The organism is Streptomyces sp. MBT53 (genome assembly GCF_016654115.1).
Classification (GTDB): Bacteria; Actinomycetota; Actinomycetes; order Streptomycetales; family Streptomycetaceae; genus Streptomyces.
Window position 1 is genome coordinate 34,675 of sequence record NZ_JAEQAZ010000103.1, and the last position, 18,686, is coordinate 53,360.

Genomic DNA, 18,686 nt, shown 5'->3' on the forward strand with positions numbered 1-18,686 from the left:
CGCCCCAGAGAGGCACCGACCGTGAACACCAAGCCTAGCTACCGCGCGCCCCGCGCCGCCCTCGCCGTACTGGGGGGCCGTACCGCGCGGAGACGTCTCACCCGTACCGAAGTGATCGCCCGGCAGTTGGACGCCATCGCGCCCGGCACGGTCCGTGTACGGACCGTGCCGGTACGGACCGACCGCGACGGCGAGCAGCGCGTCGCGACGTGGGTCGTCCTCGACGACGTCCTCGGACTGCCGGTCAAGGCCGACCGAGCCGCGCACAGCGCGGCCCGCGGCCTGCTCGTCCGCATGTTTCCCGGCGCCGACTGGTCGCGCGCCCTCGCCTACGACGCCCGTACGGGCGACCTCCGCCTCGACGACCCCGCCGCGCCCGCCGACCTCGACCTCGACCTCGACCTCGACCTCGACCTCGCGAGCGTCCCGGAGCCGCGGCGATGATCCCTCAACTCACCGCCGACGGCCTCGCCGTCCGCCTGCCAGTCGCCCACCGCACGGCACGCGTCCTCGACGAACTCGCCCTCGCCTATGCCGAGGGACCCGACGACGTCGGCCGTCTGCTCGCGCTGCACGCCGCCCATGTCGTCCGCCTCGATCACGCCGTCGTGAGCGAGGACATGCCCGAGTTCGAACGCAGCATCCGCGCCGCGCAGGCCGACGCGAGCCGCGAGGCCCTGCTCGCCGAGGCGCCGAGCGCCGACGGCCTCGACCCGCTGTTCGGGCCCGATGACGCGATCACCCTCGCCGGCCGCCTCACCCGGTTCGCCGCCCGGATCCGTCTCGCACGGGACGGGAGCACGCGCCCATGCCCCTGACCCTTGAACGCGTCGCGCAGTTGCTCGCCGAGCGTGCCGTCGAGATGGTGCCCGGACAGCTCGCCATGCCCGACGGTCTGCGGATCGGTTCCCTGTGTTCGGGGTACGGCGGGCTCGACATGGCCGTCGCCGGTCTGCTCGGCGCGTCCGTGGCATGGCACTGCCAGTACGAGCCCGGCGACAAGCACCAGTACGCCGCGCGCATCCTCGCGCACCACTGGCCGCACGTCCCCAACCACGGCGACATCACGGCCCTCGACTGGTCAGAAGTCGAGCCGGTTGACGTCCTCACCTCCGGTTTCCCCTGCACTGACGTGAGCCTCGCGGGCAAGCGGGCTGGGCTGATCGGCGACACCGTCGTACCGGCGGGTGCCATGGAGTGCGGTAACTGCCGGTGGGGTGAGCACGACCTCGCAACGTGTGAGGCCGCCGCGCCGTCCGGTGCCGTTCCCGCGCGCCTGGCCGGCATGGAGGCCGCCGCCGCGGTCGCCGAACTCAACGCCCGCGACCTCGCCGACCCTGCCGGCCCACCGCCCGAGCGGGTCATCGAGGGGACCCGGTCCGGCCTCTGGTTCCACGTCGCCCGTGCGATATCCGTTCTCCGACCCCGATTGGTGGTGATCGAAAATGTCCGCGGGCTTCTCTCGGCCAAGGCCGTTCGCGGTGTGGGACCCGACTCCCCGCCTGTGGATGCAGACGGCGGAGACGCCGACACTCTTCGAGCTATCGGCGCTGTTCTCGGCGACTTGGCCGACCTCGGGTTCGATGCGGAATGGCACGTGCAGCGCGCATCCGACGTTGGGGCACCTCACCAGCGTGAGCGCGTTTTCATCATCGCGTGGTCTGCTGCCGACGCCGACGACGAGCGAGTGGAACGGTCCGGGGACGCCGGACGGGAACCGCAACGACACGTTGCGGGCCCGCATCGCGCACCTTCCGACGCCCCTCGCGAGGGACAGCCGGGGCAGGGGGCACGACGACGGGCTACCGGCGGTCGTACGGCTGCTGAAGACCCCGACGGCATCGCTCGGGATGAGCGGGGGATCTCAGCACCCGGAGAAGAGGAAGGGGGGCGGGCACGGCCCGACGCTCGCCGACGAGGTCGAGCACCTGCTACCGACGCCCCGGGCGAGCGACGGCACGAAGGGGAGCCCCAACCAGAAGTACGGGGACGGGACGCCGACTCTGGCGAGCGCGGCAGCGTCGATTGGGGCCCCTACGCCCACGCCGTTGCGCAGTGGGAAGCGGTCACGGGGCGACCGGCACCCCGGCCAACTGACGATCGAGGCCGCCTGACCCCGACGTTCGTCGAATGGATGATGGGGTTGCCCCTCGGCCACATCACCGGCGTACCGGGACTGTCCCGCCCCGCCCAGCTCAAGGCGTTAGGCAACGGCGTCGTCCCCCAGCAGGCCGCGCACGCGCTGCGGTTCCTGCTGCACCGCGCCGGGATCGCCGCACGGTTCGGACTGGCCGCATGAGCGCCGGCACGCCCGTACGGGGCGTTTCCGTCGACCTCGCCCTCGCATTCCTCAAGCGCACCCGCGAGACCGGCGACGGGCACCGGAAGTGGACCGGCACCCCTGCTAAGGGCGGGGGCCGGTTCCAGCACAAGGGCACGTCGTACACCGCGTTCCAGGCCGCGTTCATCCTGTGGCACGGGCGGCCCCCGGCCGGCAGCGTCCGGCCGTCGTGCGAGGTGCCGATGTGCTGCTCGCCCGCCCATGTCGACGACCAGGAGACCCGGGAACGCGACCGCGCCGCGCTCGCCGACGTCAAGGGCATGCGGCACCGGCCGCGCAAGTGCAAGCACGACCAGGCCGTACACGGCCGCCACCGCGACGACGGCCGCCGGTACTGCGCGGAGTGCAACCGGCGTTCCAGCAAGCCTAGTTGCGGGCACGGCAACCCGACGTGCCACGACTCCGAGGTACGGCCCTACCCGTGCGGCCCGCGGTGCGAGGAGCACCAGCCGGCCCGCACCCGCCCGTACTGACCGCCGCCGCATGACCGCCCCGGGGCGAGGACTAGCCACCGACGCCCCTCGCCCCGGGCGCCCCATCCGAGGAGCACAACCCCCGTGACCTGGTTCAAAGTCGACGACACCTTTTACGGGCACCCGAAGACGCTCAAGGCCGGCAACGCGGCCGTCGGTCTGTGGACCAAGGCCGGTGCCTATGCCGCGCAGCACCTCACCGAGGGCGTGGTACCGGGCGTCGTCGCGCAGTTGTACGGCACCGCGCCGCAGGCCCGGAAGCTGGTCGCCGCCGGCCTGTGGCACGAGCACGGCCACACGTGCCCGCACCCGAGATGCAAGCAGCCGCCCCCCGGCGACTACTACATGCACGACTTCCTGATCTACAACCCGACCCGCGCCCGGGTCGAGGACGAGCGGGCAAGGTCGGCCGAGCGTCAGCAGCGGGCCCGCGAGCGCGCCGCCGGGCAGCGGACGCAGGAGCGTAATCCGTCCGGTCCGTCGGCGAATGGCGAGCGAACCGACGACGATCCGCCGCCCGAAAATCGTGAACCGTCCGCGAATCAGATCGACTTCCCGGACGGCATCGCAGGTCAGGGCGGTACGTCACAGCGTGACGGGGGTGAGCCGTCACGGTCCCCCCGACCCGACCCGTCCCGTCCTGCTGTACCTCCTTCGGAGGTACAGCCAGCTAGCTACGGCCCGACCCCCGCCGTCCCGGTGAACCTCGCCCCGTTGCGGGACGCGATGACGGCCGCGGGGATCGTCGTCGAGTGGTCGCTCGCCGAGGCCGACTGGTTCCGCCTTGAGGCGATCGTGAAGCGGACCGCCGTCCCCGCCCTGGTCGACCACGCCCGCGAACAGTGGCGCCGAGCCCGGAGCCGCCCCCGCTCGGTCCGGTACTTCCTGCCTGGCTGGAGTGCGCTCCCGCCCGTTCCCGCCGGCGCCCCGACCGCCCCGGATGCCGACGTGATCCCCCTCGACTCCGCCCGGCCCGGACGCGTCGCCCGCGCCGCCGGCCTGTTCGCCGCCGCCCTCAACTCGCCGCAGGAGAACGCCAGATGACCCGCGAAGAGGTCGCCGCCCTGCTCGCCTACGCCGTGCGCCTCGACCCACGCACCGCGCCCGCCGACCAGGCCACCGCCGCCGAAACCCTCGACCAGTGGGCCGACCTGCTCGCCGACGTCGCCACGGCCGCCCCGCACCCCAACGGCCGCCACTGGGACGCCGCTCAGGTCGTGCGCCACCACATCGCGACCAGCCCGTACCCCATCAGGCCGAGCGACGTCTCGCGCCCGTGGCACAGCTTCCGCCGCGACGTCGTCGACCGCCACCACGACCCCGTTCCCGCCGCCGACCCCGACAACCCCGAGGCGTACCGCGCGGAACTGCTCGGCACCCGGCACGCCGTCGCGAGCGGCACCGCGACCGCCGCGACGTACCGGGAACTGACCGGCGCCACCCGCGAGGAGCGCGAGCAGTTCGCCGCCGACCGCCTCGCCGCCCTCGGCGACTACGTCCCGCGCAGCGCCGCCGACGCCCTCGCCCCCTACCGGCGCCGCCGCGCCGAGCGCGAACGCCGCGCCGTCGAGGGACTGCCCGACCCGCTCGACGTGGCGTGCCCGTACGAGCAGTGCCGAGCCCGCGCCGGCAATCCGTGCGTCAACTACCGCCGCCACCCGCGCAGTTCAGCGCACCCCTCGCGCCTCGACCTCGCCACCTCCCGCCACTACGCCCAGGAGCCGGCCGCATGAACCGCAACCGCAAGCACCCCGACCGCGCCCCGCACCGCCGCCGCGCCAGCGCCGGCGACCGCACGAAGAACACCAAGTCGTTCCGGATCACGGGCAGTTGGGACCAGCGCCCCGACCGGCCATGGGTGAAGGCGACCCCGGACCGCAAGGCCGTACGCCGCATCGCGCGCGAGATGGCCGAGCAGGGCGCGTACGTGATCGTCGAGCAGCACGCCGGATACGGGCAGTGGTCGACCTGGTTCGAGGTCGACGGCCCCGCCCTGCTCGCCGGGCGCCGCCGCGCCGACGCCGAGCAGCGCCACCGCATCGAGGAGCAGCAGCGCGCCACCACCGAGGCCACGCGCCGCGCCGCCGCCGAGCACTCCGAGCGCGAGCGCGCCGGCCTCGCCCGCCTCATGACGCGCCCGCCGGTCGCCCGCGAGCAGTGCGGACGCCGCGAGGCACGGCACGTCACCGGGGCACAGCGATGATCCCCGCCGCAGCCCTCGCCGTCGTGCGCGCGGGCGTCGAGAACGCCCGCGGGAATGGCCTCGACACCGCCGGGGATGTGGCCGAGCAGGTCGTCGAGGAACTGCTCGCCATGGGGTGGACGATCGTCCCCGCCGGACCCGACGACGACCGGCAAGCCGCGTAACTGCCGCCCGGGGGGCGGGAATCGGAACGGCCGAGGCCGCCCCCTGTGCACTATGTTCCATCCATGGATGGAACATTCCGTCCACGAAAAGAACATCGAGAACGACTTGCATCCCGCGAGGAGGTACGTCCGTGGACCGGCCCACCCCGGCCGAGCGGTTCGCCGACAAGGTGAACGCCGCCGGCCCCTGGTCACTCCGCCGGCACTGCCCCGGCCCCTGCCGTCTGTGGGACGGGAGCACCAACGAGAAGGGCTACGGCACCTTTTGGGCCGACGGCCGCACGGTCAAGGCCCATCGGTACGCCTACGAGCAGGCCAACGGTCCGATACCTGCCGGTCTTGAGGTTGACCACCGGTGCCGCCGCCGCGCGTGCGTCGCCCCCGGCCATCTCGACGCCGTCACCCACCGCGTCAACATCCTCCGTTCGGCGAACCACGTCGCGATGCGCGCGGCCGTGACGCACTGCCCCGCCGGACACCGCTACGACCAGGCGAACACGATCCGGGCGAAGAACGGCACGCGCAAGTGCCGGGCGTGCAAGAACGCCCAGGCCCGCGCCGCCCGCGCCGCCAAACGCGCGCCCCGCCTCGCCTCGGTCCACCCCATCCGACCCCGTCCCGCCCGCGCCCTCGAACGGGCCGCGTGACCGGCCGCGCGTCCGGACGCGGGCCCGCCCGCGCGCGCGAGCAGTACCTCGGCCCACCCGATACGAGACAGGAGCACCGCCCCATGACCCGCGTTCCCGACGCCGTCGCCGTCGCCTCCCTCGACACGCACCGCCTGATCGTCGCCGTGCCGAACGAGGGACCGGCCGACATCGCAACCAACTACACCCGGCAGACCGCCGCCGACGTGCTGCGGCAGCTCGCCGACGGCCTCGACAGCCCGGCCGGACTCTGCGCGACCGCCCGCGCGACCGGCCGCCCCTGCCCGATCCACGACGCCCCGGCCCCGCCCTCGGCCGTCCTGCTCACCACCAGCCCGGCCGAAGCCCTCGCCCGGGGCATCCGCCAGGCGCAGCGTCCCGACGGCCTCGACCGCCTGCTCGCCGCCGTCGCCGAGGAGTTGCCCCAGGACGACGCCGACCAGGCCGCCGCCGGTCCCGCCGGTATGCGCACCCCGGCCGAGCGGGCGGTCGACGAGGCCCGGCAGTGCCTCGCGTTCAACGCCGGCGAGCCCTCGCCCGCCCTGTCCACGCTGCGCGACCTGCTGCTCGACACCGAGGAGCGCACACCGGCCGCAGCCCTCGCGACCGCCTACGTGGTGCTCGCCGCCCACGCCCGCGGCATGGCCGCACTCGCCCGCGAGCGGTACGACGCCACCGCCGGTCAGCACGGCGTGAACCGCGGCTCGCGCGGCCTGCTCACCGGCATGAACAGCATTCGCAGGCTGCTCGATGACCTCGCCGACCGCCTCGACGAGCAGGCGCAGCAGTGAGCGCCGCCCAGCAGCTCGCCGCCGATGTCCTGGTCGTCACGGCGACCGTGATCGTGGCGGGCGCCCCCCTCGGATGGTGGGCCGCCCGCCGGGACCCCGGCCCCCTCGCCCGCCGGGACCGCGCATCTTGCCGGGCCCGCGCCGGCGGGCAGGCCGATCGCGACCTGTTGCGCCTCGCCCGCAACGCCGACCGCCGCAAGGAGAAGACCCCGTGACCACCCGCCGTCGGCACTCCCGCACCAAGCCGCGCGACCACGAGCACGCCGACCGCCGCGCCGCCCTCGACGTCCTGCTCGCCCGCGCCCAGCGCGGCCGGCTCAGCGCCGCCGAGGCCCGGCTGTTGTGCGAGTACGTCGGGCAGGAGCGCCGCAGCGCCGACGAGTCGCGCAAGGCCAACGAGGGCACCACGCGCACGCTCGCCCGCCACCGCGCCGCCGCCGACGCCGTCGTACGCGAGCTTGAGGGCGACGTCGCCGAGGCCCGGCAGCGCGCCGCGGACGCCGAGGAACAACTCATCGCGTACCGGGCCGTGTTCGGGCCCGGCGCACTCGACCGCTACCGGATCGCCCGGCAGCAGGTCGCCGCCGTTCGGGCCCTGCTGCCCACCACGCCCCGGCCCCGCCTCGGACTGCCGAACGGCCTCGCCTACATCAACGGCAGGCACGACGCGTACGACGCCGTCCGCGACGCCCTCGCCCAGCACTGAGCCCAGGAGCAGCCACCATGACGACCCCCCTCGACCACGCCGCGCCGCCGGTCGCCCGACGTGCCGCCGTCGACCTCGCCGCGGTGCGCGAGCAGTGGGGCGACCTGCTCGCCGCCATCGCGCACCCCCCGGCCGCCGAGTGGCCGCCGCGCGAGACCCGCGGCGGATTCCTCGACCAGCTCGCCGCCGCCGACCGCACCGACGACCCCATGCCGGCCGCGCCCGTCATAGGCCGGCTCCCGCTCACCATCCGCGAACACCCGGCGCCGCTCAACCTCGACGCCCTCGACACCGCCCTCGACACCGAGCGCGACCTGTTCGACCTCGCCGACGCCGTCGCCGAGCAGGTACAGCGCCCCGTGCGCCGGACGCCCGTCGCGCTGCGGTCGCTCCCGCCCCGCACGGTCACGCGGGAAGACCTCGGCGACCAGCAGGACCCCGGCCGGTGGCACTACCAGACGCCCGAGTCGGCCGGTTCGCGGGCGTACGGGCTGCACTGGGCCGCCGTCTGGCTGGAGGGGCGGGCCCTCGGCGAGGAGTACGGCGACCTGTTCACGCCGGTCCCCGCCCTGCTGCTCGACCACCTCGCCGCGACGGCCGCCGGCGCCCGCCGCAGGGTCGAGCGTGCCCTCGGCCGCGACGGCCGGTCGACCGCCCTCGACCGGCCGTGCCCCTGGTGCGGGGGAAGCCTCACCGGCCGCACCCGCGCCGACGGCGAACCGGCCGTCGCCTGCTCGACCGGCGCACGGTGCACCGCGCCCGCCGAGGACGGCCGCCGCCGGGGCGAGTGGCGAGGGGCCGACCTGGTCGCCCTGTGGGCCGCCCTCACCCCCGACCGGCAGCGACCGGCCGCGTAGCTGGGGGCGGGTGACCGGCCAACTCCCCATGTACGCGCGGCAGTTGGCCGCTCACCAACTTTCTGAACTAACTCCTGAAGTGACTTGTGTAGTCACTTCAGAAGTGCCTACAGTGGTCACGTCAACGGCGGTCCTCACCCGCCACCACCACCGAACAGAGGGAGCAACCCCCTGATGAACACCAACCGGACGCGCTACCACGTGGGCTCTCACGAGATCGGCCTCGCCCCCGAGTACCGGGTCGAGTGCATCGGCGAGGACATCGCGGAGATCTTCGCTTGGCTTGAGGGAGACATCGCCGGCGTTGCCGAGGACGTCGAGAACGAGACCCCGTTCGACGAGCTGTACAACCGCCTCGCCAAGTGCGAGACCGTCGCCGAGCTGGTCGGCGAGCACACGGTCGACACGTTCGTGTTCTTCGTGCGCCCCGTGACCGACTGCGGGTGCCCGTGCGACTGCGACGAGCACGGCGAGGAGTGCGACGGCGAGCACCGTCGCGAGGCCGCCGCCGAGCCGCAGCTCGCCGAGACCGACGAGCAGGGCCGTGCCCCGTTCAAGTTCGACCGCGCCGAGTACGTCGTGTTCAACACGGCCAGCGAGCCCCTTGACGGTTACTGGGCCGTCGCCAAGGTCCCCGCCGAGGGCGACACCTACCCGCCCCGCGACTACCTGCTCGCAGGCATGGCCACGCGCGAGCGGGCGTTCTCCCTCGCCGTCGAGAAGCTGCGCCCCACCCGCCTGATCACGTTCCTCCCGCGCCAGTACCGCGACGTCACCCTCCCGCGTGAGGACCAGGAGCGAGAGGAGTACCCGACCGTCGACCGCGACGGGTGGGTCTGCGCCTGGTCGACCCTCGGGCACGCGGTCGTGTTCGAGGACGGCACCGAGCGCGGCATCGTCTACGCCGAGCGCCCGATCGAGGCCCACGTCACGGGCGCCGACGGAATCGACGTCGAACTCGACGGCCCGTGGCGCTGCTTCGAGCAGGCCGCCGCCGCCATCCGCGCCCACGTCCTCGACGCCCGCGCCTGACCGACCACCGAGGGGGCGCCCCGCGCGGGCGCCCCCACCCGAAGGGACACCCAATGAAGTGCCTTGAGTTCTTCCCTGTGGTCGTGACCGCGCTCCCCGACGACGAGGACCATGCCCCGCTGCTGGTCGACCCCGCCGCCGCCCGCATCGTGCGCGCACGGGACATCGCCGACGGCGACACGATCCTCGCGTCGTTCCCCGGACACCACTACGGCGACATCGTGCTCGCGCAGCTTCCCGCCTACCGGAGTCTCGGCCGCCGTCTGCCCCGCTCGGACTACTTCAACGACCAGTACCAGGCGCACCCGATGCCCTACGACCGCACGTGCGGGTGCGGGTCGTGCGTCAACCTCGCGGACTGCACGGAAGCCGTCGTGAACCTCGGCGACGACAACCCGTGGGACGTCTGCGACCCGTGGCCCGCGACCGACCTCGCACTGATCGTTCCCGCCTGACCGCCCCAGGGCCCGCCCCGCCGAGGGCGGGCCCGCCCCGACGCGAGGAGTACCAGCCGTGCCGAAGCCCCAGCAGACCCGCCGCCCCGTCCTCAAGGTCGACCACCCCGAGAACAGCGAGGAGCGTTGTCCGAACTGCGGATGTTCCGAGAACGAGTTCGCCCCCTCCTGTAACTGCCCGAACCTGGTGACCTGCCCCGCAGGTTGCGGACACCCGTAGCCGAGGAACCCGCTGATGCGTCCCGAGACCCACGCCGTGCGCGGCACCGCCCTGAAGATCACCGGGCACTACCGCCGCCCCGGAACGCAAGACCTGTACTGCGGACGCCCCGCGGGCGGACGCAACAGCGTCTTCGCCGCCGTGCGCGGGTGGCGCCTGTGCAAGCGGTGCGTACGGGCCGAAGCCCAAGACCGGGCCGAGGCCGAGGCCGTCGCCGCCCAGTGGCGGACCACGGTCGAGGCCGCCGAGCCCTCGGGCATGCTGGTGATCCCCGCGCCGTGGCGACCGTCCCGCCCCGAACAGCTCGCCCTCGACGGCGTGCCCCACAAGCCCGAACAGGTCGCCCTGTTCGCCGCCTGACCGCCCCGCCCGCCCTCGCCCGAGGGCGGGCCCGACCACACCGACAGGAGCACCCTGCATGAGCACGAAGAAGCCGCCGCAGACGTTCGAGGAGCAGCGGGCCGCCGTACGGCACGCCGTAGACGCTCGCGGGTACGAGATGGCGCCGGCGCCCGACCCGGAGCAGGCCCGCGCAGCCCTCGACGCGCTGCTCGACGGCCGCCCGCAGCTCGCCGCCCTCGCCCTCAAGCTGGTGACGGCCGTCGTCGACTCCGGAACGGTCGTCACCGACGGCCGCCCCATGTCGTCGGTCGAGGTCGTGCGCAGGCTCCGCCGAGACCGCCGCGCCCAGACGCTCGCCGAGCGGACGGCCACGATCGAGGCCGAGTTCCCGGTCGAGCTGCACCCGGCGGCATTCGCCCTCACGAAGCTCGCCGACACCCGCAAGGCCGGTGAGAAGGCCATCGAGGTGACCCCGGGCATGATCCGGCGGGCCAAGGCCCAGGGCATGAAGCCGGCTGACATCGCGCGCCTGCTCAAGGTCACCGACTCACACGTGTACGCCGTCCTGCGCAAAGCGCCCGACGAGGACACCGCGCCGGTCGAGGACTTCCTCGCCCAGTTCACGGGACTGATGGCGCAAGCCGACCATGAGTCGTACGAGGCCCGCCGCGCCCACGTGCCGGCAGGACACACGCTCTACAACTGGCGACTTGAGCTGTTCGACGGCCCTGAAGGCGACGGATGGCAGTCGTACCAGGAAGGCGACGCCGCCGACGTTCCGGGCAGCGAGACAAACCTCGCCCTCGCAGTGCTCGCCGACGCCGAGGAAGACGACCAGGAAGTGAGCCAGCACCGCGCCCGAGTCCTGGTCTGGGAAGGCCCCGAAGGGGACGAGAACGACGCCGATCACGTCCACGAGCGCGAACCGGCCGCTCTGCCCGAACCCGAGTTCCCGGTCGACGAGTACAGGATCAGCACACGGAGCGACGACCAGCAGTAAGCCCACCGACAACGCGGGCCCGCCCGACGCCTCACACGTCAAGCGGGCCCGACTCGCCAAACGGGAGCAACCCCCGATGACTACCGCCAACCCTACCCAGCAGCCGGCCAAGGCCCCGAACCTCCCGCCCGACGTCGGACGATCCCTGTCCGTCCGCATCCTCGACCAGGGCATGTACGACGACCTGCGCGTGATCATGCAGACCGGCTGCGACGCGTCCGCCGCCGTCCGACAGGCGTTACTACTCCTCGCCAACGTGTACGACGGAGCATGGTCGCGCGGGCACTACCCGGTGGGCGTCGCGCCCGTCATCGTGACGACGAACATCAAGCCGTACAAGCCTGTCCGACAGCCTGACCAGAACGTATGACAGCCGCGCGCCCCGCTGTACGACACGGTGGGGCGCGCGCCCCGCGTCCGGACGCGGGCCGTCATGCGCGCGGGCGAGGCCGCCGGGCAAGACCAGTTGCGCCGTTATCGTTCCGTGACCTAGAGTGGGGCCCGTCTTCGGCGTGCCCGGAAACGGACACCCTTCCCGAACGCCCCGCCGCTCCCCCCGCGGCGGGGCGTTTGCATGCGCCCCGCAACCATCCCCACCCGTCACACGTCCCTCTTACGTAACGCTTACCAACCCGTGGGGGGACAACCCGTGAAGCACCAAACCACCGCCTTAGCCCTCGCCACCGTCGCCGCCCTCGCCGCGCTCACCGGGTGCAGCAGCAGCGACGACACCTCGGCGAAGTCGACGTCGTCGGCCGCCACCGAGTCCGTGAGCGCCAGCGACGCCGCCGCCGCTCTGCACAACGCCGGCATTCCGGCGAAGCCGACCGGCCAGGCTCGAACCGCCCTGCTCGCCGCACTGCGCAAGGTCAGCCCCGCGCTGGTCGCGGACGAAGACAAGGCCGTCGACAACAGCCGTAACCAGTGCTCCGCCATCAACGGCGAGTCCGCCAAGGTCGATTGGTCCGCGCAACAGCGCTTCGGCACCAGCTCGCACGAGGTGAGCGAGGCCGAGGCCAAGCAGATCAACACCGCGCTGACGGCGTTCTGCAAGACCGCCTGACCCACCCCCCGACGGCCCGGCACGCCCCTGTGTGCCGGGCCGTTCGCATGCCCGCGGGAGGTGAGCGCCCGTGGGACGCCCCATCGATGACGACGACCGCGAGCAGGTACGCCGACTGCACTCCCAGGGCAAGAGCCGGAACGAGATCGCGAAGACGATCGAGCGGTCGCCCTCGACCGTGTCGAAGATCGCCGCCGCGTGCGACCTCACGTTCGACCGCGCCGCCGAGGTCGAGACCGCCACCCGAGTACGCCGTGCCGACCTCGCCGCGCGCCGGGCCGAACTCGCGGTCACCCTGCACGACATCGCCGAACGGGAACTCGGCCGGATGACCGAGCCACACCTCTACTTCGAGTGGGGCGGGAAGGACCACACCTACGCCCAGAAGTGGCAGGACGAGCCAACCCCGGCCGACCGCCGGACCATGATGGCCACCGCCAGCGCCGCCCTCGACCGCTCCCTAAAGCTCGCCCCGCCACGCGACGAGGCCGGCGAGCGCTCCCGCTCCGTGATCGGGCGCCTCATGGAAGGCCTCGCCCGCAACTACGCCGACCGGCACGGCAGTTCACCGGACGGCGACGATGAAAAGTGACCTCGGTCTGTCGCCGAAGCAGGTCGATTCGATCGTCGAGGCCGCCGCGTTCCTCAACCTGTGGGAAGGCTCCGTGCGGTCCGGGAAGACCATCGCGAGCCTGCTCCGCTGGCTGGGGTACGTCGCTGACCCGCCGACCGGCGGCGAGCTGGTCATGGTCGGGCGCACCCGCGACAGCCTCGCCCGGAACGTGTTCGGGCCGCTGATGAACCCGGACGTGTTCGGCGAGGTCGCCCAAGACGTCCAGTACACCGCCGGCGCCGCGACGGCGACGGTCCTCGGCCGCACCGTGCACGCCCTCGGTGCCAACGACGCCCAGGCCGAGCCGAAGGTACGCGGGCTCACCTGCTCCGGCGCCTACGTCGACGAGGCAACGACCCTTCCCAAGAGCTTCTTTGACCAGCTCACCGCACGGTGCAGCGTGCCGGGTTCGAAGATCTTCGCGACGACCAACCCGGACAACCCGAATCACTGGCTACGCCGGGGCTACCTGCTCAGGCCGGAAGAGGCCCGGCTCAGGTCGTGGCACTTCCAGTTGGACGACAACCCCGGCCTTGACGACGAGTACAAAGCCCGGATCAAGTCGACGCACACCGGCCTGTTCTACAAGCGCAACGTGCTCGGTCTGTGGATTCAGGCCGAGGGCGCGATCTACGACATGTTCGACGAGTCCGAGCACGTCGTCGACACTCTGCCGGCCATGCGCCGGTACTGGATCGGTATCGACTATGGCACCGTGAACGCCACCTCGGCGATCCTGCTCGGTGAGGGTGTCGACGGCCGGCTGTACGCGTGCGCCGAGTGGCGCCACGACTCCCGCACCGCGCACCGGCAGATGACCGACGCCCAGTACAGCGCCGCACTGCGCACGTGGGTCGCCGACCTCGGCATCGCGCCCGAGTGGACGTTCGTCGACCCGAGCGCGGCGAGCTTCATCACGCAGTTGTGGGCCGACTCGTACGAGGGCGTTGCCCGCGCCTCGAACGAGGTCGTCGACGGCATCCGGTCCGTGGCGAGCCTGCTCGGCGCCGGTCTGCTGCGGATACACCGGTCGTGCGAGGGACTGCTCGACGAACTGCCCGGCTACGTATGGGACACGGCCGCCGCCGACAAGGGCGAGGACAAGCCCCTCAAGGCCGCCGACCACTCGTGCGACGCACTGCGCTACGCCGTCCACTCCACCGCCCACGAGTGGCGCCACCTGCTCACCCTCGCCGCATGAAGGAGGCCGCCGCCATGGCCGAGCCCACGCTCACCCTGCCCGTAACCCTCACCGTCGGCGAGCACACCGTCGAGGTAGGGGAACTGTCCCTCGCCCCCGGCGAGGAGGTACGCCCCGCCCTCGCCACCCTGTTCCGCCGCGCTGCCGCGGCGTTCGAGAACGCCGGGCAGGAAGGGGGCGACGATGGCGCTCCCTGACAACGGGACAGTGTGGCCGCCGTCGGCGTGGGCCGCGCACTACGAGGCGATGCGCGTCGACGACGCGTGGTACAGCGGCGACCGGAGACGCCTTGCCCGCGTCTACACCAACCACCCGCGGCACACCGAGCGGCGCCGCCTGTGGGGACGCCGGTCGTTCGAGCACCGCCTCGACCGGCGCGACCACCGGCTACATGTCCCCCTCGCCGGCGACATCGCCGCGACCTCGGCCGCCCTGCTGTTCTCCGACATGCCGACGATCGCCGTCGCCGACACCCCGACACAGGCCCGCCTCGACCAACTGCTCGACGAGGGCCGCGCCCAACAGGTGTTCCTCGGCGCCGCCGAGCAGGCCGCAGCCCTGTCCGGGGTGTTCCTGCGGGTGACGTGGGACCGCGACCTAGTGCCGCGCCCGCTGCTCACCGTCATGCAGCCCGACGGCGCGATCCCTGAATGGCGCTTCGGCCTGCTGCGCGCCGTCAACTTCTGGCGCGAGCTGGACGGTTCGACCACCTCGACCGTATGGCGGCACTTCGAGCGGCACGAGCCCGGCCGCATCGTGCACGCCCTGTACGAGGGCACCGCCGAGAACGTCGGCCGCCGGGTGCCGCTCACCGAGCACCCCGACACCGCCGACCTGGTCGACAGCCTCGACGCCGACGGCGACACGATCACGACCGGCATCCAGCAGCTCACCGCCGCCTACGTCCCCAACGTGCTGCCCAACCGGCTGCACCGCGGCGCGCCGATCGGACGCTCGGACTACGCGGCACCGGTCTACGACCTGTTCGACAGCCTCGACGAAACGTGGACATCGTGGATGCGCGACATACGCCTCGCCCGCGCCCGCCTGATCGTCCCCGACGGGTACATGCGCAACGAGGGCGCGGGCAAGGGCGCGTCGTTCGACGACGACCGCGAGGTCTGGCACTCCCTCCGCATGCCGCCCAACGAGGGCGCCGGCATCACCCTGAACCAGTTCGACATCAGGGTCGAGGAGCACCGCAGCACCACCGAGGCCATCACACGGGAGGCCGCCCAGTCGGCCGGCTACAGCCCGCAGTCATTCGGCCTCGACGGCGACGGAGCGCCAGTCACCGCGACCGAGGTCGACGCCCGCAACGCCCGGAGCATGGTCACCCGCCGCAAGAAGGCCGGCTATTGGCGGCACGCCGTCGCCGACATGTGTCACGTCCTGCTGCTGCTCGACGCGACACTGTTCGGCAGCAGGATCACACCGGACCGACCGCGCGTGGAGTTCGGCGACGGCGTCGCCGAGTCCGCCGAGCAGACTGCGACCACGCTCGACCTGCTCAACCGCGCCGGGGCCGTCAGCACGGCCACGAAGGTGAAGATCCTCAACCCGACGTGGGACGACACCGCCGTACAGGCCGAAGTACGGGCGATCCTCGCCGAGACCGGCGCCGCCGCTCCCGACCCTGTTGGTGCGTTTCCGAACTGACGCAATGTCATTGACCGACGCCAACATTGACACGACCAGCAATGTCGTCCCACCAATGTCGTGCGACCAAATGTCACTGCGAACTTTCATCACCAACTTTGACGCGTATAACTTTCCCCGTTGCATAACTCCAAGGTAGTGTTTCGCGTGAAACACCACGTCACGCTGTGCTCTGGCACAGCGAGGGACCCGAAGTCTGGTTCGCAGCCAGACAGCGGGCCCCCGCCGTGGTGTGCTGCTAGTGAGCCCGGCCGTCTTGGATTCGGTCGGGCTCCTTGCTGAGTCCGCCGTACGTCCGGGTCACGCCAGGGTCGCTTGCGCTACACCTGCCGCAGCCAGTCGATGATCATCAGAATGATCGGAAGCCAGTCGATCAGCCACTGCCGCACGTCGCGGCGCCTCTCGTCCTGGTCTTCGTCGTCTTGACGGTTCACCGAACCTCCTGGGCAACCCAGAGTGCACCCTGCCGAACAGGGGCTTCACCAACGGTGAAGTGATGGGGGGTCACCCGGAAGGTGGGCATCATCATATGCCTTCCGGACGTCCACGCGCGGAACACGCAAGTCACACCGTCACACGCGAATCCTCGCGAAAACTAGCGGAATTGGCCGCCTACGGCCTCCAGTGACCACAACCGGCCGGAACCGTCCTCTCGCACGTACTCCTGTGAGTTACATCACCAGACGGGGGTGCCGTGCCGATCCACCCCGGGATGGTCGAAGACCTCGCCGAGCGCACCCGCGACTTGTACGCCGATGCCGAGGAACGGCTGTTGGGCGTCATCGCTCGGCAGCTCGCCGACGGCCTCGACGCCCCGGGGTGGGTCGAACGGAAGCTCGCCGCCGTACAGGCCGTGCGCCGCGCGGCACAGGGCGTCGTCGACGAACTCGGCAAGGCGATGTCCCTCGACGTGTTCGACGCCGTCGCCGAGGCGTACAACACCGGGCACCGCGCCGCGGTCGCCGAACTCGGCGCCCTGTCCGACGCCTCCCGCCGCCTGGTCGACGACGTCACGCCGAACGCGCAGGCCGTCGACCGGCTCGCACAGGAAACCGTCGACCGGCTCACCGCGACGCACCGCTCGATTCTCCGGGCGGTCGACGACCAGTACCGGACGGTCGTCGCCGAGGTCACCGCAACGCCCCTGCTCGGCACCGGCACCCGCCGGCAGGCGACGCAGGACGCCATGCGCCGGTTCGCCGACCGCGGCATCGCGTCGTTCACCGACCGCGTCGGCCGTCGTTGGCAGCTCACCGCGTACGCGGAGATGGCCGTACGGACGTCCGTGGGCCGTGCCGCGACCGAGGCGCACATGCGCACGCTCGGCGAGGCCGGCGTCGACCTGGTGGTCGTGTCCGACTCCCCGCGCGAGTGCCCGCTCTGCCGCCCGTGGGAGCGCCAGGTGTTGACCGTGGGCGGGCCGGACGGCGAGCGCACGGTCGAGGCCGAGCACGCGACCGAGGACGGCCGCACGGTCCGGGTGAGCGTCGCCGGTTCGCTCGACGAAGCGCGCCGCGCCGGTCTCCAGCACCCGAACTGCCGTCACAGCGTGTCCGCGTACACCCCGGGGATCACACGCGTGGAGGACGCGGCCAGCGACCCCGCCGGCTACGAGGCAGGGCAGCGACAGCGGAAGATCGAGCGGAACATCAGGCGATGGAAGAACCGCGAGGCCGCCGCCGTCACCCCCGAGGCGCAGCGCGCCGCCCGCGTCAAGGTGCGGCAGTGGCAGGGCGCCATGCGCGACCACCTCGCCGCTCACCCCGACCTACGCCGGCTGCGGCACCGCGAGCAGCCGGGCGCATCCAACCTCCCCGCCCCGCGCACCGAGGCGACGCCGGCCCAACTCGACGCCGCACGCGTGTGGTCGGGGGATGACCGCTCGCTACGGGAGATGCGCGACGACCAGCTCGCCGCCGCCGAGGGTTCCCGCCTGCTCGACGACCGCGCCCGCGCGCGGATCGAGGCCGAGGCCGACCGCCGCGACCTCGACGACCTGCTCGACCGCGTGACGCCCGGCGGGCACCTCGCCGACGACCTGCTCGCGTTCGGCGACAACGACCTCGCCCGCGCGTTCCCCCACCTCGACGACGGCGACGCGCTGCGCGTCATGGTGGAGATGGACCGCCGCGACCTCGCCGCCCGGCTACCGGGCGTGCGGCGCGACCTGGTCGGCCTGTCCGACCACGACCTCGCCGCCCGCGCCCGCACCGCCGGCCCCGACGAGCGCGCGGCCCTCGACGCCGAGGCCCGCCGCCGCGACCTGCTCGCGACGTACTTCCCCGGCGGGAACCTCGCCGCGGATCTCTCGGACGTGGGCGACGACGCCCTCGCCTGGTGCATGCAGTACGCCACCAACGACGAACTACTGCGCATCGCCGCCGAGATGGACCGCCGCGACGCCGTCGAACTGCCACCGCCCGCCGCGACCGGCAACGCCGTCGACGACCTGCTCGCCGACCGCGACGCCCTCGCCGAAACGATGGACCCCGCCCCGGACCCGCAGACGTGGGGCGCCCTCGCCGACGACACCACGTTCACCGAGGAGTTGGCCGCCGCCGTCGCGTCCGACGCCGCCAAGGGCGTGACCGAGGAGACCGCCCGCCGGGTCACCCGCGCCGAGGCCCGCGCGATGTACGAGGAGTACGCATACCGGCAGCTACTCGCCGCCGAGGACGCGACGAACGGCTATCTCCTCAACAAGAAGGCCCAGGCCGCCGGGATCAATCCGGCTGAACTGTTCACCGGTCCGGCTCGAATCGCGTACGCGCGGGCGAGCGATGAACTGAAAGAGTGGTGGGCCGAGCACGGCAGGTTGACCCAGGCCGAGTTCATCGAGCAGGTGACCGGTCGCGAACAGCGATGGGCGTCCGGCGCACGCAAGAACGAGGGCGAGCAGCAGAACAAGCGGTAGGAGGC

The 18,686-nt window shown here is 72.5% G+C and carries 24 protein-coding genes; all 24 read left to right on the top strand.

Annotated features, from left to right (window positions below):
- The first annotated feature begins 21 nt into the window (after positions 1-21).
- The 24 genes from JHN45_RS31285 (at position 22) to JHN45_RS31400 (ending at position 18,681) form a co-directional block, all read left to right on the top strand.
- The gene (locus tag JHN45_RS31285; protein ID WP_307783239.1) at positions 22-444 is read left to right on the top strand and encodes a hypothetical protein; all 423 of its coding nucleotides are present in this window, start codon (positions 22-24) and stop codon (positions 442-444) included.
- The gene (locus JHN45_RS31290; protein ID WP_201052013.1) at positions 441-818 is read left to right on the top strand and encodes a hypothetical protein; all 378 of its coding nucleotides are present in this window, start codon (positions 441-443) and stop codon (positions 816-818) included. The genes JHN45_RS31285 and JHN45_RS31290 overlap by 4 nt, the downstream gene beginning before the upstream one ends.
- Complete coding sequence (locus JHN45_RS31295) at positions 809-2,299, top strand: DNA cytosine methyltransferase (protein WP_201052015.1); 1,491 nt, start codon at positions 809-811, stop codon at positions 2,297-2,299. The genes JHN45_RS31290 and JHN45_RS31295 overlap by 10 nt, the downstream gene beginning before the upstream one ends.
- On the top strand, positions 2,296-2,814 hold the full coding sequence (locus tag JHN45_RS31300; protein ID WP_201052017.1) for a hypothetical protein: 519 nt from the start codon (positions 2,296-2,298) through the stop codon (positions 2,812-2,814). Before JHN45_RS31295 ends, JHN45_RS31300 begins: the two co-directional genes overlap by 4 nt.
- 84 nt (positions 2,815-2,898) lie before the next feature.
- Positions 2,899-3,858, top strand: a complete 960-nt coding sequence (locus JHN45_RS31305) for a mucin-2 (protein WP_201052019.1) — start codon at positions 2,899-2,901, stop codon at positions 3,856-3,858.
- Entirely contained in the window at positions 3,855-4,547 is a 693-nt protein-coding gene (locus JHN45_RS31310; RefSeq protein WP_201052021.1) for a cell surface glycoprotein, read from the top strand. Before JHN45_RS31305 ends, JHN45_RS31310 begins: the two co-directional genes overlap by 4 nt.
- Positions 4,544-5,017 (top strand): hypothetical protein, encoded by a 474-nt coding sequence (locus JHN45_RS31315; RefSeq protein WP_201052023.1) that lies wholly within the window; start codon positions 4,544-4,546, stop codon positions 5,015-5,017. Before JHN45_RS31310 ends, JHN45_RS31315 begins: the two co-directional genes overlap by 4 nt.
- Complete coding sequence (locus JHN45_RS31320; RefSeq protein ID WP_201052025.1) at positions 5,014-5,181, top strand: hypothetical protein; 168 nt, start codon at positions 5,014-5,016, stop codon at positions 5,179-5,181. Before JHN45_RS31315 ends, JHN45_RS31320 begins: the two co-directional genes overlap by 4 nt.
- A gap of 131 nt (positions 5,182-5,312) precedes the next feature.
- Positions 5,313-5,828, top strand: coding sequence for an HNH endonuclease signature motif containing protein (locus tag JHN45_RS31325; protein WP_201052026.1), 516 nt, complete (start codon positions 5,313-5,315; stop codon positions 5,826-5,828).
- Between the two features lie 83 nt (positions 5,829-5,911).
- Positions 5,912-6,619 carry a hypothetical protein gene (locus JHN45_RS31330; protein ID WP_236584307.1) on the top strand — a complete coding sequence of 236 codons (708 nt, stop codon included), beginning with the start codon at positions 5,912-5,914 and terminating at the stop codon, positions 6,617-6,619.
- On the top strand, positions 6,616-6,834 hold the full coding sequence (locus tag JHN45_RS31335) for a hypothetical protein (protein WP_201052030.1): 219 nt from the start codon (positions 6,616-6,618) through the stop codon (positions 6,832-6,834). Before JHN45_RS31330 ends, JHN45_RS31335 begins: the two co-directional genes overlap by 4 nt.
- Positions 6,831-7,325 carry a hypothetical protein gene (locus JHN45_RS31340; protein ID WP_201052032.1) on the top strand — a complete coding sequence of 165 codons (495 nt, stop codon included), beginning with the start codon at positions 6,831-6,833 and terminating at the stop codon, positions 7,323-7,325. Before JHN45_RS31335 ends, JHN45_RS31340 begins: the two co-directional genes overlap by 4 nt.
- A 17-nt stretch (positions 7,326-7,342) precedes the next feature.
- Positions 7,343-8,182 (top strand): hypothetical protein, encoded by an 840-nt coding sequence (locus JHN45_RS31345; RefSeq protein ID WP_201052034.1) that lies wholly within the window; start codon positions 7,343-7,345, stop codon positions 8,180-8,182.
- 174 nt (positions 8,183-8,356) lie between these two features.
- Positions 8,357-9,214 carry a hypothetical protein gene (locus tag JHN45_RS31350; RefSeq protein ID WP_201052035.1) on the top strand — a complete coding sequence of 286 codons (858 nt, stop codon included), beginning with the start codon at positions 8,357-8,359 and terminating at the stop codon, positions 9,212-9,214.
- 83 nt (positions 9,215-9,297) lie between these two features.
- Positions 9,298-9,669, top strand: a complete 372-nt coding sequence (locus JHN45_RS31355; RefSeq protein ID WP_307783240.1) for a hypothetical protein — start codon at positions 9,298-9,300, stop codon at positions 9,667-9,669.
- Between the two features lie 235 nt (positions 9,670-9,904).
- On the top strand, positions 9,905-10,249 hold the full coding sequence (locus JHN45_RS31360) for a hypothetical protein (protein WP_201052039.1): 345 nt from the start codon (positions 9,905-9,907) through the stop codon (positions 10,247-10,249).
- A gap of 58 nt (positions 10,250-10,307) precedes the next feature.
- Positions 10,308-11,231 (top strand): hypothetical protein, encoded by a 924-nt coding sequence (locus JHN45_RS31365; RefSeq protein ID WP_201052041.1) that lies wholly within the window; start codon positions 10,308-10,310, stop codon positions 11,229-11,231.
- A gap of 76 nt (positions 11,232-11,307) precedes the next feature.
- On the top strand, positions 11,308-11,601 hold the full coding sequence (locus JHN45_RS31370; protein ID WP_201052044.1) for a hypothetical protein: 294 nt from the start codon (positions 11,308-11,310) through the stop codon (positions 11,599-11,601).
- A gap of 279 nt (positions 11,602-11,880) precedes the next feature.
- Complete coding sequence (locus JHN45_RS31375) at positions 11,881-12,294, top strand: hypothetical protein (RefSeq protein ID WP_201052046.1); 414 nt, start codon at positions 11,881-11,883, stop codon at positions 12,292-12,294.
- 70 nt (positions 12,295-12,364) lie between these two features.
- Positions 12,365-12,886 carry a helix-turn-helix domain-containing protein gene (locus JHN45_RS31380; RefSeq protein ID WP_201052049.1) on the top strand — a complete coding sequence of 174 codons (522 nt, stop codon included), beginning with the start codon at positions 12,365-12,367 and terminating at the stop codon, positions 12,884-12,886.
- Positions 12,876-14,108, top strand: coding sequence for a PBSX family phage terminase large subunit (locus JHN45_RS31385; RefSeq protein ID WP_201052051.1), 1,233 nt, complete (start codon positions 12,876-12,878; stop codon positions 14,106-14,108). Before JHN45_RS31380 ends, JHN45_RS31385 begins: the two co-directional genes overlap by 11 nt.
- Complete coding sequence (locus JHN45_RS31390) at positions 14,105-14,305, top strand: hypothetical protein (protein ID WP_201052052.1); 201 nt, start codon at positions 14,105-14,107, stop codon at positions 14,303-14,305. The genes JHN45_RS31385 and JHN45_RS31390 overlap by 4 nt, the downstream gene beginning before the upstream one ends.
- Positions 14,292-15,767 (top strand): phage portal protein, encoded by a 1,476-nt coding sequence (locus tag JHN45_RS31395; RefSeq protein ID WP_236584308.1) that lies wholly within the window; start codon positions 14,292-14,294, stop codon positions 15,765-15,767. Before JHN45_RS31390 ends, JHN45_RS31395 begins: the two co-directional genes overlap by 14 nt.
- 694 nt (positions 15,768-16,461) lie before the next feature.
- The gene (locus JHN45_RS31400; RefSeq protein ID WP_307783241.1) at positions 16,462-18,681 is read left to right on the top strand and encodes a phage minor capsid protein; all 2,220 of its coding nucleotides are present in this window, start codon (positions 16,462-16,464) and stop codon (positions 18,679-18,681) included.
- Positions 18,682-18,686: the final 5 nt, after the last annotated feature.